Genomic DNA, 12,967 nt, shown 5'->3' on the forward strand with positions numbered 1-12,967 from the left:
TCGTTGCCCACCGGGTCCATCGGCCACCGGGATGATCCGCCGCCCTTCCGGGGTGGTGGCCGTACGTCGCCCCTGTCGTCGGCCTCGCCGAGGGGCCCCGGATGGTGACGGGGCACGTCGCCTGCGTGCGCGGGGAGCTGCGGGAAGCGCCTTGCGGGGGGCGTCGGCCTTGAGGGTGTGGGGGCGTGCAACCGAGGCGGGAGCCGGCGGCGGTGTTGTCGGGTGTGTGAGGGCCGAGGTGCGGGCCGGTCGGCGGGGTTGCTCGGGTGGCCGGGAGGGCCGACCGGGCCTCCCGGCCACCTGTTCCGTCGTCCGTCCCGAGCGAGCGTCACCGGGCTGAGAGCCGGTGCGGGCCGCACACCTGGTCCCCGGTCCCCGGTGCCGGGATTCGGGCCCGGCGGGTCGTTCGAGCGGCTTGAATGTGCTGATGGCCGAAGACGATCACCACCTCGTACCCCGCCCCTTCCCCGACCTGCACGGCCACGGTCTGCACCTGCTGCCGTGGGACCCGGACGCCGACGCGGACGCGGAGGCGTGGCTGCGTGGCGTCACCGACCCGGAGTTCGCCCGCTGGAACACCCCGCTCACCCTGATCGACGACCTGGCCGGGGCCCGCGAGTCGCTGCGCCGCAAGGCCGACATGGCGGCGGACGGCACGAGCGCGTCGTACCGGATCACCGACGAGTCGAGCGGTACGACTCTGGGCCACATCGGCGTCAACGCCGTCAACCACGTCTTCCGCACCGCTCGCGTCGGCTACTGGGTGCTGCCCGAGGCCCGCGGACACGGCGTCGCCACCCGCGCCCTGCGCCTCGCCGCCCACTGGGCCCACACCGAACTCGGGCTGCACCGACTGGAGTTGGACCACGCCCTCGGCCACGACACCTCCTGCCACGTCGCCGAGCGGTGCGGCTTCCGCTTCGAGGGCACGCTGCGCGGTGCGATGTTCGAGGCGGGGCGGCACGACGCGTTCCGGGACATGCACCTGCACGCACGGCTGGCGACGGACCCCGAGCCGTCGTAATTCGGAGGCGTCCGGCGCGGGCGCGCAGGACCATGAGACATGCGCCCCACCGCCTGGCACACCACCGACGACCTCGACGCGTTCCTCACCCGCGCCGGTGACTTCCTGCACTCCCGCGCGGACCTGCACACCGTCCAGCTCACCGTGACCGAGGTCCTGCGCACCAGAGGACCGCACGCCTACGGCAAAGAGGCCCCCGTCTTCGGGCTGCTGGAGGAGGGCGGGAGCGTGCGCGGGGCCTACTTCCGGACGCCGCCGCACCGGCTGTACCTCACCCCGCTGACCGCTGAGCGGGCCGACTCCCTGGCCGCCCACTTGGAAGCCCTGGGCGAGCCCCTCCCCGGGGTGAGCGCCGACGCCCGCACGGCCGCCGACTTCGCCGAGGCCTGGCGGCGGCGCACCGGGGCCACGCCCGTGCCGTACCGGCGCCGGCGGCTGTACCGGCTCGGCACGCTCACCGTCCCGCGTCCCGTGCCGGAGGGGCGGGCGAGAATCGCCGGGGAGGGCGACCGGGAGCTGCTGGCGCGCTGGTTCGGCGAGTTCAGCAGGGCAGTCGGCGAGAGCGCCGGCGCGTCCGCCGGTTCCTGGGCCGACGCCCGCCTCGCCTACGGCGGGGTGACCCTCTGGGAGGCCCCCGACGGCACCCCCCTCGCCATGGCCGGGCTCACCCCGCCGGTGGCCGGCCAGATCCGGGTGGCGCCCGTCTACACCCCGGCCCCGCTGCGCGGCCGCGGGTACGCCGGTGCCGCCACGGCCGAGGTCAGCCGGCTTGCCCGGGAGCGGGGCGCGGGCCAGGTGCTGCTCTTCACCGACCTGGCCAATCCGACGAGCAACGGCCTCTACCAGCGCATCGGTTACCGGCCGGTGGCGGACTTCACGGTGTACGACTTTCAGGGCCAGAGCAGTTCCTGATCCCAACCGCCCTCCGTACGACGGTAGGTGAGCCGTACGTGCTGCCTGCGCTCGTCCCCCTGGAAGAACTCCACCTCCTCGGGCGCGAGCCGGTACAGCGTCCAGGACGGCACGGGTGCCGTGGGCTCCCGCCGCGCCCGCTCCCACGCCTCCTCGGACGCCCGGGCCAACTCGTCCAGAGAGCCGAGGACTTCGCTCTGCCTTCCGGTGAGCGCGGCGGCCAGCGCGCCGGTGGAGCGGGCGTGCAGATCCGCCGCCGCGTCCGTGGCGGGCGCGGCCGTCACCGGCCCCCGCACCCGCACCTGCCGGCCGAGGACCGGCCAGTAGAAGCCGAGGGCGGCGTACGGCCGTGCCGCGAGGTGTCCGCCCTTGCGGCTGTGGGCGTGGCTCGCGAAGGCCCAGCCGTCCGCGTCGGCCCCGTGCAGCATCACGGTCCGTACGTCGGGGCCGCCCTCCGCGTCCGCCGTGGCGAGGGACATGGTGTGCGGCTCGGTCTGCCCGGCGGCCACCGCCTGCGCGAACCAGGTGGTGAACAGCTCCAGCGGGGTCGCGGGCGCGGTGGCGGGGTCGAAGGAGGGCAGCGAGGTGACCTCCGGGTCCCACACCCGCAGCGATCTGAGCAGTTCGTGAAGATCCGTTGCCATGCCTCAGACGGTACCGAGGTCGGCGGTCACCCACCGCTCGGGCCGCATCCGGACGATCACCTGTTCGCCGTGGTTCTTCGAGGCGAACTCCACGTATCCGTCGACCTTCTCGGCCGGCAGGTAGCGGGCGGAGATCTCCTGGAGGTGGGCGCGGGTGCCCGGCCGCGTGTCGAGGACGGGACCCTCCACGGACACGTACCGGATGGTGGGCTCGACGCGCTCGACCAGCAGCGAGAAGCGGCCCGCGGCCCGGATCAGCTCGTGCTTGCGGGAATCGGCGCCGGTCATGATCCAGAGGTCGCCGCCCGGTTCGTACTGGTACCAGATCGGCACGGTCAGCGGACCGCGCCCCTCTCCCGCGTCCACCGCCAGCGCGGCGATGTGCGGCTCGGCCAGGAACTGTTCACGTTGCTCGCGAGTCAGGGCCATACAGGGCAGGGTACTTGGGCCGCAGGGGGAAGGGGGGATCGGCGAATCGCGTGTCCTCCGGTGCGGCGGTTCCTGGTCGGGCCCCGGTCAGGAACCGCTCGGGGACCGGTCGGGCTAACGGCCCAGCACCACCGTCCCCGACGAGCAGAACCAGCCCCCCGTGCCGGACGCCACCGCCAGCCCCGGCGGGGACCCGTCCCGGCGGGTGACCTGCCGGGCGCCCGCCTCCCCGCGCAGCTGACGTACGGCCTCCACCAACAGGAACAGCCCTCGCATGCCGGGGTGTTGGGCCGACAGGCCGCCGCCGTCGGTGTTCACCGGCAGGTCGCCGCCCTCGACCGTCAGCCGCCCCTTCTCCACGAACGAACCGCCCTCGCCCTTCCCGCAGAAGCCGAGGTCCTCCAGCGTCACCAGGGTCATGTAGGTGAACGCGTCGTAGATCTCGGCGAGTTCGATCTCCTCGGGGCGTACGCCCGCCCGCTCGAAGGCCAGCCGTCCGCTCACCGCCGCCGGGGACACCGTGAAGTCGGGCCACTCGGACATGCTGACGTGCGAGACGTACTCGCCGGTGCCGAGCACCCAGACGGGCGCGGTACGGCAGTCCCGTACGTACTCCTCGGCCGCGAGCAGCACCGCCGCGCCGCCGTCGGAGCGGATGCAGCAGTGCAGCTTGGTGAAGGGGTCCGCGATCATCGGCCCCGACAGGACGTCGTCGACCGTGATCGGCTCGCGGAACATCGCCTCTGGGTTGAGGGCGGCGTTGGCCCGCGCCTGCACCGCGACCTGCGCCAACTGCTCGATGGTCGTGCCGTGTTCGATCATGTGGCGGCGGGCCGCCATCGCGTACTTGGCGATCAGGGTGTGGCCGTAGGGCACCTCGAACTGGAGGGGGCCGCGGGCGCCGAAGGAGAGGGTGCCGGTGCGGCGGCCCTCCTTGATGTCGGCGCGGGCCGTGGAGCCGTAGACCAGCAGCACGGCGTTCGCGTGTCCGGCGGCGATCGCGTCGGCCGCGTGGGCCGCCATGACCTCCCAGGTGGAGCCGCCGACCGAGGTCGAGTCGACCCAGGTGGGGCGCAGGCCCAGGTACTCGGCGACCTCCGCGGGGGCGAGGGTGCCGGTGCCGGCGGAGGCCAGCCCGTCGACCAGCCCGCGGTCCAGGCCCGCGTCGGCCAGGGCGCGGCGGGCTGCCTGGGCGTGCAGGGCGTAGGGGGTCGTGCCCTCCACGCGGCCGCAGTCGGCCAGGGCCACGCCGGTGATCGCGACTTTCCGGCTCCCGGGGGGCATGAGGGCCTCCTGCCTCTGGGCATCTGGTGCGGGCGCTCCTAATATGACGGACCGTCAGATCGGGAGGGAAGAGGAAGAGCCATGGACGCTCGCTTCACCGCCGAACAGGACGAGATCCGGAGTGCGTTGCGGGACCTGCTGCGGAGGCGGTGCGGGCCCGCGGAGTCGAGGAGCGCGGCCGGGACTCCGGCCGGCTACGACCCCGAGCTGTGGACGGCCCTCGCGCGGCAACTGGGACTGCCGGGACTGGCACTGCCCGAGGAGTACGGCGGTGTCGGCTGCTCGGTCACCGAACTGGCGCTGGCCTGCGAGGAGACGGGACGGGTGCTGGCGGCCACGCCCCTGCTGAGCACGGCGGTGCTGGTGGCCCCGCTGATACTGGCCCTGGGCACCGAGACCCAGCGCGCCGACCTGCTCCCGCGGCTGGCTTCGGGCTCCCTCACGGCAGCGCTGGCCGCCCCACCGGGTACGGCCCTCGCCCTGACCGCCGACAACACGGGCGACTGGTCCGGAGGCGGCCGCGCGGGAGGCGTCCAGGCCCGACCGGCCCCGGCCACGGTCACCGGCCCGCCTCGGCCGACCACGGCAGCCACCGCGGCTGGAGGGCAGGCGGCCGGCTCCACCTCGCGAACGACCCCCCCGCCGCTGGGCGCCCCGGCGGAGCAACGCCCGACCGAGCCCCCGGCGGACGCCGTTCCCGGAGGACCGGGGCCCGCCCCATCGGAAGGCGCGGCCGCACCCGCGAAGCCACCGAGCCCCACGCCGGGCCCCACACCGGAGCGACGGACGACGGCCCCGGCGGAGCCTCGGTCCGGGACCGCCGTCGGGCAGACCGCCCCCGCCCCGCCACTCCGCGGCAGCGGCTGGCGGCTCTACGGGCAGGTCGATCAAGTCCTCGACGGGCACAGCGCCGGCCTTCTCCTGGTCGCCGCTCATGCCGGGGGGTTCGCCCGGTCGCGGACCCTTCTCTTCCTCGTCCCCGGTGACGCCCCGGGGCTCGTCCGCACCCGGCAGACGGCTCTCGACGCCACTCGTCCGCAGGCCCGGATCCAACTCCGGGACGTCGAGGCCGAACTGCTCGGGACCGACGACGGGGCCGATGTCCTCGGGGCCCTGGCGCGGACCGGGGACACGGCCGCCGCCGTCCTCGCCTGCGAAGCCGTCGGGGCGGCCGACCGGGTGCTGGAGATGACGGTCGAGTACGTCGGGCAGCGCGAGCAGTTCGGGCGCGCGATCGGGTCGTTCCAGGCGGTCAAGCACCGGCTCGCCGATGTGTACGTACAGCTCCAGGCGGCCCGTTCCGCGGCCTACTTCGCCGCCTGGGCCGCCGTGCACGAAGGGCAGCGGGCCGGCGGACTCGCCCTCGCCCAGGCCCTGGAGGCGCTGCGGACCGCCGCCGCCGAGGGGATCCAGCTGCACGGGGGCATCGGGTTCACGTGGGAGCACGAGACGCAGCGGTACTTCAAGCGCGCCACCGCGGACGAGCTGCTCTTCGGGCCGCCGCACCGGCTCCGGGCGCGCGCCGCCGACGCGGCACGCCTGTTCGCGCGGGCGGAGGTGACGGTGTGATCGGGGCGAGGGTGGTGCAGAAGGTGTCGTCCACGCGCGGCTTCGCCAGGGTCGCGCCCCATGTGATCCCGGCCCTGGACCGTGCCGTGCACCGGATCACGCGGGGGAGGGTCCTGCTCAGCGCGCAGATGCTGCCGGGGGTCGTGCTCACCTCGACGGGGGCGAGGAGCGGGCTGCCGCGGCGGACCCCGCTCGCCTGCATGCCCGAGGACGACGGCCGTACCTGGATCCTCGTCGGCTCCACCTTCGGCCGCGACAGCCACCCCGCCTGGACCGCCAACCTCCTCGCGCACCCCGACGCCGAGGTCAGCTGGAAGGGCGAGGACGTCCCGGTCACGGCGACCCTGCTGACGGGGGAGGAGCGGGCGGCCGTGTGGAGGACCGCGCTGGCCTTCTGGCCGCCGTACGCGACCTACCAGGCGCGCATCGAGCGGGAGATCCGGCTCTTCAGGATCACGCGGAGATGATCCGCGGACGCATACCGACATGAGTCACGGACGCACCACGGGCGGCCGTCCACCCGTGTGAACAGCCGCCCGCCAGACAGGACTCGAAACAGGGACGTTACTTCGTCGGCTTCTTGCCCGTCACGCCCAGGTGCACCAACAGCGCCAGATTCGGCTTGAGTTCGGCCTGCTTCACACCCCAGCTCTGGAAGCCCTTCTGGTGCGAGGCCACCGCCGCGAGCATCGCGACGAGGGACCCGGCGACCGCGGCCGGGTTGACGTCCTTGTCGACCCGGCCCTTGGCCTGGAGCTCGGCGACCGCGTCCGCGAGGGAGTTGTTCACCGAGTTGAGGATCTTCATGCGGATCTTGTAGAAGCGCTTGTCACCCTCGGCGGCCCCGAGGTCGACCACGCGCAGGATGGCGTCGTGCTTGCGCCAGAACTCCAGGAAACCGTCCACGAGTTCCTGCGCGGTCTGCCAGCCCGCCTTGCCGACCCACGACCGGCCGTCGAGCAACTGCGTCAACTGGCCGCCCTCGGTGGCCATATGCTCGGCGATCTCCAGGACGGCGCCCTCGACGTCCGGGAAGTACTGGTAGAAGGTCGCGGGTGAAGTGCCCGCCTTCCGGGCGACATCGATGACCTTGACGTCCCGGTAGGGGGAGGAGCTGAGCATCTCGCTGAGGCAGTCGAGCAGCTTCTGCCGGGTCGCCTGCCCACGCCGGCCGGCCACGCGGCCGTCGACGGTACGCACTTGTCCTGTCATGCCGTCAGCTTACCGAGGGGTGATCGGAGCGCGATTCGGCCGACTGCAAATGGGGTGCGCGGGCTCCGGGAGGCGGGTGTGCCTGGTCCTGCGGGGTGCGTGCGTCGCCGTTACTTTGACGGTATGGCCGAAAACAGGGCATCCGCAGACGGAACGGGATACGGCGAGGGCGTCCCCTGCTGGGTGGACGCGCAGCTGCCCGACGTGGCCGCGGGGAAGCGGTTCTACGGCGAGCTCTTCGGGTGGACCTTCCACGACCGACCGGACGCCCCCGGCGGTTCGGTGTGGGCCCGGCACCAGGGCCGCCCCGTCGCCGCCCTCGCGCACAAGACGGACGGCCGCATGCCCACCGTGTGGACGGTCTACTTCGCCACCCCGGACATCGAGAACCTCGCCGACCGGATCTGGGCGGCCGGCGGACAGGTCGTCACCGCGCCCGTGCCGGTCGGTGAGCTGGGCACGTCCGCGCTGGTCACCGACCCGGAGGGGGCCGTCTTCGCGCTCTGGGAGCCGGGCAGCCACCAGGGTTTCGGGGTCCGGCACGAGCCCGGCACCTTCGCCTGGGCCGAGCTGTACGCACGGGACACCGAGGCCGCCAACACCTTCTACAGCGGGCTCTTCCACGACGCCCTCTTCGGGCCCGGGGCCCACCCCGACTTCGGCCGTGCCCTCGTCTCGGACGTCTTCCCCGCCGAGATGCCGCCCCACTTCCTCGTGCACTTCGGGGTCGAGGACTGCGAGGGGGCGCTCGGCACCGTCAGCAGGCTCGGCGGACGGGTCCAGGCGCCGCCATTCGAGACGTCGTACGGAAAAGTGGCGGTCGTCACCGACAATCAGGGGGCGTCGTTCGCCGTTCTGGAGCGATCGGAGCGGTAAGAAGTTCCGTTTTGCGGTGTGACACCCTGTTTGACCCCGGGTTCGCCACCAGGCCCCCGGCCAGGAAGAATCAGGGTTGCGTGCCGCCATGGCGGTGCGGTGGTGAGACGCTGCACGGGGTCGCGTACATATGTGGGTGGCGCGGCTTGTACGGGGAGGTGGCAGGCAGAGTGGTGGATCAGCTGACGCAGCACGATCCGCGCAGGATCGGGCCGTTCGAGGTGCTGGGACGGCTCGGGGCCGGCGGCATGGGGCTGGTCTATCTCGCGCGCTCGGCGTCGGGCCGGCGCGTGGCGATCAAGACGGTGCGCACGGAGCTCGCCGAGGACCAGCTCTTCCGTGTCCGCTTCACCCGCGAGGTGGAGGCGGCCCGGGCGGTCTCCGGCTTCTACACGGCGGCCGTGGTCGACGCCGACCCGCGCGCGGCCGTGCCGTGGCTGGCCACCGCGTACGTCCCGGCGCCCTCCCTCGAAGAGATAGTGAACGAGTGCGGGCCGCTCCCGGCCCAGGCGGTGCGCTGGCTCGCGGCGGGCGTCGCCGAGGCCCTGCAGTCCATCCACGGCGCCGGGCTGGTCCACCGCGACCTCAAGCCCTCCAACGTCCTGGTGGTCGAGGACGGCCCCCGGGTCATCGACTTCGGCATCGCGTCCGGCGTCTCGAACACCCGTTTGACGATGACGAACGTCGCCGTCGGCACCCCCGCCTACATGTCGCCCGAGCAGGCCAAGGACTCCCGCAGCGTCACCGGCGCGAGCGACGTGTTCTCGCTCGGCTCCATGCTCGTCTTCGCCGCCACCGGCCACCCGCCCTTCCACGGCGCCAACCCGGTCGAGACGGTCTTCATGCTGCTGCGCGAGGGCCCCGACCTCGAAGGTCTCCCGGACGAGCTGCGCCCGCTCATCGAGTCCTGCATGCAGATGGAGGCCACCGGGCGCCCCAACCCGGCCGACCTCCAGGCCCAGCTCGCCCCCCACCTCTTCGGCTCCGGCTCCGACGACAGCGGTACGGCCTCGGCGTGGCTGCCCGAGAAGGCCGTCGCCTTGATCGAGTCGCGGCGCGGCGGCCGGCCGACGCCGCCCACGCAGGCCGGCGGTGCCCGCAGCGGAGGCGGCCGCCCGGCCGCCGTACCGCCGCCGCCCCCCTACGACCCGCCGCGGCCCGCCCCGGTGCCCGTGGGCGCCCCCGACACCGGACCCGTGCGCCTCGCCGGCGCCCAGGTGCCCATCGGCCCCGGGCCGCGCGTCGCCGACGCCCGGGCCGCCGCCGTGAAGGCACCCCCGCCGGAGGCCGGACTGGTCGCCTCCTGGTCCCGGCCGCGCCCCGGTGTCAACGGCACCGACGCCGCCGTGGGCCCGGCCGTACCGGTGCCCCCGCCCGCGCCGCCGGAGACCGCGGCCGGCTGGCGGCCCTGGCGGTTCCGCATGTCGAACGACGTGTGGGGCACCCCGGCCGTCGCCGGGGACCTCGTCTACGTCACCTCCTTCGAGGTGCACGCCCTGGATGTCGCGACCGGCCGCCGCCGCTTCAAGACACGGGACGTGGCCTGGTCGATGGCGGTCGCGGACGGCCGTATCCACGCCTCCGACGGCCCCACCCTCTTCGCCCTGGACGCCCGCGAGGGCGCCGACCAGTGGCGGCTGAACACCGACGCCTGGGTGTACTCGCTGAAGGCCGAGCGTGGCACCGTCATCACCGGTACGCGCGGCGGTGGCGTCCAGGCCTGGGAGGCGTCCAACGGGCACAAGCTCTGGGAGATCGCCGGCTGCCAGACCGACTTCGAGTCCCCCGAGGCCGGACCCGCGCTCCACGAGGGCACGGTCTACGTCTGGCAGGAGGGCCGGCTGCGGGCCCTGGACGCCCGCACCGGCGAGGAGCGCTGGGCGATCCCCATCGGGGACGCGGCCTCCTGCGGCGGGGTGCCGGTCCGGGTGGCCCACGCTCACGACGGGTTCGTCTACATCTCGGCCGGGACGCGCGTCATGGCCCTCGACGTGGCGAGCGGACGGGTGCGCTGGCACTTCGAGGCCCCGGCTGTCTTCCTGTGCCCGCCGACCTTCGTGCCCGGGGCCGCGGTGACGGGCGGCGGGGTGTACCTCGCCGACTACCTCGGCACGGTGTACGCGCTGGACGCGACCGACGGCCGCGACCGCTGGCGCATCGCCACCGAGGCCCGGGCGTCGGTGGAGCCGGTGCTGGTGGCCGGGGGCCATGTCCACGTGGGCAGCGGCAAGGGCCTGTACACGCTGGACGCCGTCACCGGTACGCCGAAGTGGCGGTTCCAGGCCGGCGGCGACATCGTGGGGGCGCCCGCGGTGGCCGAGGGCCGGATCCACTTCGGGTCCACGGACCACCTGCTCTACACCCTGAAGGCCGACGACGGCCGCCTGCGCTGGAAGCTCGCCACCGGCGGGGAGATCACCGGCTCGCCGGTGGTCAAGGACGGCGTGGTGTACGCGTGCAGCAAGGACCGGTGTGTGTACGCCCTGGACGCGGAGAAGGGGACCGGGACGGCCAGAGCCACCTGAGTCGCTGTCGGTGGCCCCCGTTAGGGTGATCCCATGCATGCACGGGGGCGGGTTCTCAGGTTCACGGCGGTCATGGCGACGGTGGTCCTCGCGCTGACGGGGTTCTCCAGCGGCCACAAGAGCAGCGGGCGGCACCGGAGCCACAGCGACGGGGACAGCGGCGGGGGGTGCAGCAGCGCGAGCCAGGACCACGACAGCTACACACCCCGGACCACCGGCACCCGCCATGCTTCCTCGCTCCAGGACGGCACGGCGGTGCTGGTGAGCTGCGCGACGAAGGCGGCTCCGTACGCCACGGTCGAGGTCGGCAACCCGAACAGCCGACAGGCCACCTTCGAGGTCGGCTTCTCCTTCACCGACGCCGCCGGCCGGACGCTGAGCTCCGGGACCCGGCAGGTCTCGGTGTCCGCGAGAGGCACGTCGAGGATCCAGCTGCCCGCGAGTCCGGCCGTTCTGGCGAAGCTCGACCACTGCCGGGTCGAACCCGAAGCCGACCTGGTGCCCTGACGGTCAGTCCCGCAGCCCGGTCAGGAACTCGACCAGTGCCGCGTTGACCTCGTCCGGCCGCTCCTGCTGCGTCCAGTGGCCGCAGCCCGGCAGCACGACCGGGTCGCGGACCAGGTTCGGCATCAGCCGGGGGAGCTGCTCGATGAGTTCCGCGGTCCCCGGGAAGGCGGGGACCAGGTCCCGGTCGCCGTACAGGTAGAGGGCGGGCGACGTGACCCGGGCGCCGTGCCAAGGGGCCGTCAGTTCCCAGTTGCGGTCCAGGTTGCGGTACCAGTTGAGGGCGCCGGTGAAGCCCTTGGCGTAGCCGGCGGCGAGTGTGTCGAGGTCGGCCTCGGTGAGCCAGGCCGGGAGCGTGCCGGGGTCGGGCATGTCCGCGAGCCAGCCGCGGTCCGGGTCGCTCACCAGGGCCTGCTCGGGGCGTCCGGCGCCCTCGCCGTCGCCCGAGGCGCCGACCAGCAGCCTGCGCAGGGCGGAGCGGGGGTCCGCGCCGAACTCGGCGTCGGCGACCCCGGGCAGGTTGAAGTAGTTCCAGTAGAAGCGGCCGCCGAAGCGTTCCTGCATGGTCTGGAGCGGCGGCCGCTCACCCCGGAACGGCGGCGGCACGCTCAGCCCCGCCACCCCGCGCACCACGTCGGGCCGCAGCAGCGCGGTGTGCCAGGCGACGGGCGCTCCCCAGTCGTGCCCGACGACGAACGCGCTCTCCTCGCCCAGCGCGTGCACCAGCCCGACGACGTCCCCGACGAGGTGGAGGATGCTGTACGCCGCCACGTCCTCGGGATGGTCGCTGTCGCCGTATCCGCGCTGGTCCGGAGCGACCACCCGGAAGCCGGCCGCCGCCAGCGGGCCGAACTGGTGGCGCCAGGAGTGCCAGGACTCCGGGAAGCCGTGCAGCAGCACGACGAGCGGTCCCTCGCCCTCCTCCGCGATGTGCAGCCGTATGCCGTTCACGTCGACCGTGCGATGTTCAACCATGGGGGTGAGCATACGCCTGTATAGGGAAACGACATTGCTAACGCAATCTGAATCCGGACTGCCGGGAACGGAACAGTTCGGCCTGCCGTTCCGCGGGAAGGTTGCCGAGCGCGACGAGGTGCGGTGCCTGCGCGAAGCCCCGCTGCACGGCCACCTCCTTGGCGGCCCAGAGCGCGCGGACCGTGCCCTGCACCCCTTCAGGGGGATACCCGGCGATGACCTCCGCGGCGGCGGTCGCGGCCGCCAACGCCCCGCCCGGAGAGGTGAGTTCGGTGACGAGCCCGATGGCGTGGGCGCGTTCGGCGCCGAGCCGTTCCGCGGTCCCCATGAGTGCCGTGCGCGCGGCTTCCCCGTGCGGCATGAGCTGTGCCATGAGCACCGACTCGTAGGCGCTGACCATGCCGTACGTGGTGTGCGGGTCGAAGAAGGTGGCGGCCGGGTCGGCGATGAGGAAGTCGCTCTCGCCGAGGAGGTAGAAGGCCCCGCCGCAGGCCATTCCGTTCACGGCGGCGACGACCGGCTTCCACAGGTCGTTGGACTTCGGCCCGACGCGCAGCAGCGGATCGTCCGTCATGTAGGGGGAGTTCGGCTGCGGGACCTCGGCGTCCCGGTCCAGTCCGGTGCAGAAGGCCCGGTCCCCGGCGCCGGTGAGCACGACCGCCCGTACGGAGTCGTCGAACCGCAACTCCTGCCAGCAGGCGATGAGTTCGTCCCGCATCGGCAGATCGACGGCGTTGAGCCGGTGCGGCCGGTCCAGGGTGACGACGGCGACGCCGGTGTCCTTGTCGGCGACGACCCGCAGTCCGGTCACGACAGCACCCACTGCGGAAGTCCGTCGTGGAAGACCACGTGCACCCGGGCGCCGATCCGGATCCGGGCCGGATCCAGGGAGTCGAGCCGCGCCCCGGCCTCCGTGACCAGGTTCCCGACCAGCCGGATCCGCGGAGCCTCCTCCAGTTCGACCACGATCACGTTGTACGGCGCCTGCGCCGCGTAGTCGGGCAGCAGGGGCG

14 protein-coding genes are annotated in these 12,967 nt (G+C 73.4%); 7 read left to right on the forward strand and 7 right to left on the reverse strand.

Translation table 11 applies throughout. The annotated features are described in order from the left end of the window. The first annotated feature begins 427 nt into the window (after nt 1-427). Together EHS43_RS23145 and EHS43_RS23150 are read left to right on the forward strand one after the other, a co-directional pair. Nucleotides 428-1,024 carry a GNAT family N-acetyltransferase gene (locus EHS43_RS23145; protein WP_125192689.1) on the forward strand — a complete coding sequence of 199 codons (597 nt, stop codon included), beginning with the start codon at nt 428-430 and terminating at the stop codon, nt 1,022-1,024. A gap of 39 nt (nt 1,025-1,063) precedes the next feature. Then, nucleotides 1,064-1,936 carry a GNAT family N-acetyltransferase gene (locus EHS43_RS23150; RefSeq protein ID WP_125192690.1) on the forward strand — a complete coding sequence of 291 codons (873 nt, stop codon included), beginning with the start codon at nt 1,064-1,066 and terminating at the stop codon, nt 1,934-1,936. Here the strand turns inward: EHS43_RS23150 and EHS43_RS23155 are convergent. From EHS43_RS23155 to EHS43_RS23165, 3 genes are all read right to left on the reverse strand, one after another. Then, nucleotides 1,915-2,580, reverse strand: coding sequence for a pyridoxal 5'-phosphate synthase (locus EHS43_RS23155; RefSeq protein ID WP_125192691.1), 666 nt, complete (start codon nt 2,578-2,580; stop codon nt 1,915-1,917). The two genes, EHS43_RS23150 and EHS43_RS23155, sit on opposite strands and share 22 nt — an antisense overlap. Before the next feature lie 3 nt (nt 2,581-2,583). Then, nucleotides 2,584-3,009, reverse strand: coding sequence for a pyridoxamine 5'-phosphate oxidase family protein (locus EHS43_RS23160; protein WP_125192692.1), 426 nt, complete (start codon nt 3,007-3,009; stop codon nt 2,584-2,586). Between the two features lie 114 nt (nt 3,010-3,123). After that, the gene (locus EHS43_RS23165; RefSeq protein WP_125192693.1) at nt 3,124-4,293 is read right to left on the reverse strand and encodes an acetyl-CoA acetyltransferase; all 1,170 of its coding nucleotides are present in this window, start codon (nt 4,291-4,293) and stop codon (nt 3,124-3,126) included. A gap of 81 nt (nt 4,294-4,374) precedes the next feature. On the opposite strand from EHS43_RS23165, the gene EHS43_RS23170 reads away from it, so the two are divergent. Both EHS43_RS23170 and EHS43_RS23175 read left to right on the forward strand, forming a co-directional pair. Beyond that, entirely contained in the window at nt 4,375-5,862 is a 1,488-nt protein-coding gene (locus EHS43_RS23170) for an acyl-CoA dehydrogenase family protein (protein ID WP_125192694.1), read from the forward strand. Then, complete coding sequence (locus EHS43_RS23175) at nt 5,859-6,329, forward strand: nitroreductase/quinone reductase family protein (protein WP_125192695.1); 471 nt, start codon at nt 5,859-5,861, stop codon at nt 6,327-6,329. The genes EHS43_RS23170 and EHS43_RS23175 overlap by 4 nt, the downstream gene beginning before the upstream one ends. Nucleotides 6,330-6,426: 97 nt before the next feature. Here the strand turns inward: EHS43_RS23175 and EHS43_RS23180 are convergent, their stop codons facing one another. Then, on the reverse strand, nt 6,427-7,074 hold the full coding sequence (locus tag EHS43_RS23180) for a TetR family transcriptional regulator (protein WP_125192696.1): 648 nt from the start codon (nt 7,072-7,074) through the stop codon (nt 6,427-6,429). Nucleotides 7,075-7,197: 123 nt separating this feature from the next. Here EHS43_RS23180 and EHS43_RS23185 point away from each other — a divergent pair, with 123 nt between their 5' ends. The 3 genes from EHS43_RS23185 (at nt 7,198) to EHS43_RS23200 (ending at nt 10,982) form a co-directional block, all read left to right on the forward strand. Further along, complete coding sequence (locus tag EHS43_RS23185) at nt 7,198-7,950, forward strand: VOC family protein (RefSeq protein WP_125192697.1); 753 nt, start codon at nt 7,198-7,200, stop codon at nt 7,948-7,950. A gap of 170 nt (nt 7,951-8,120) precedes the next feature. Next, nucleotides 8,121-10,475, forward strand: coding sequence for a PQQ-binding-like beta-propeller repeat protein (locus tag EHS43_RS23195; RefSeq protein ID WP_125192698.1), 2,355 nt, complete (start codon nt 8,121-8,123; stop codon nt 10,473-10,475). Nucleotides 10,476-10,508: 33 nt separating this feature from the next. After that, nucleotides 10,509-10,982, forward strand: a complete 474-nt coding sequence (locus EHS43_RS23200) for a hypothetical protein (protein WP_125192699.1) — start codon at nt 10,509-10,511, stop codon at nt 10,980-10,982. A gap of 3 nt (nt 10,983-10,985) precedes the next feature. Here the strand turns inward: EHS43_RS23200 and EHS43_RS23205 are convergent, their stop codons facing one another. The 3 genes from EHS43_RS23205 to EHS43_RS23215 form a co-directional block, all read right to left on the reverse strand. Further along, nucleotides 10,986-11,954 carry an alpha/beta fold hydrolase gene (locus tag EHS43_RS23205; protein WP_125192700.1) on the reverse strand — a complete coding sequence of 323 codons (969 nt, stop codon included), beginning with the start codon at nt 11,952-11,954 and terminating at the stop codon, nt 10,986-10,988. A gap of 37 nt (nt 11,955-11,991) precedes the next feature. Next, the gene (locus tag EHS43_RS23210; RefSeq protein WP_125192701.1) at nt 11,992-12,777 is read right to left on the reverse strand and encodes an enoyl-CoA hydratase/isomerase family protein; all 786 of its coding nucleotides are present in this window, start codon (nt 12,775-12,777) and stop codon (nt 11,992-11,994) included. After that, the coding region (locus EHS43_RS23215; protein WP_148104080.1) for an OB-fold domain-containing protein at nt 12,762-12,967 on the reverse strand (206 nt) is incomplete at its 5' end. The genes EHS43_RS23210 and EHS43_RS23215, both read right to left, overlap by 16 nt.

It is taken from the genome of Streptomyces sp. RP5T (genome assembly GCF_003933965.1).
In the GTDB taxonomy this organism is placed as follows: Bacteria; Actinomycetota; Actinomycetes; order Streptomycetales; family Streptomycetaceae; genus Streptomyces.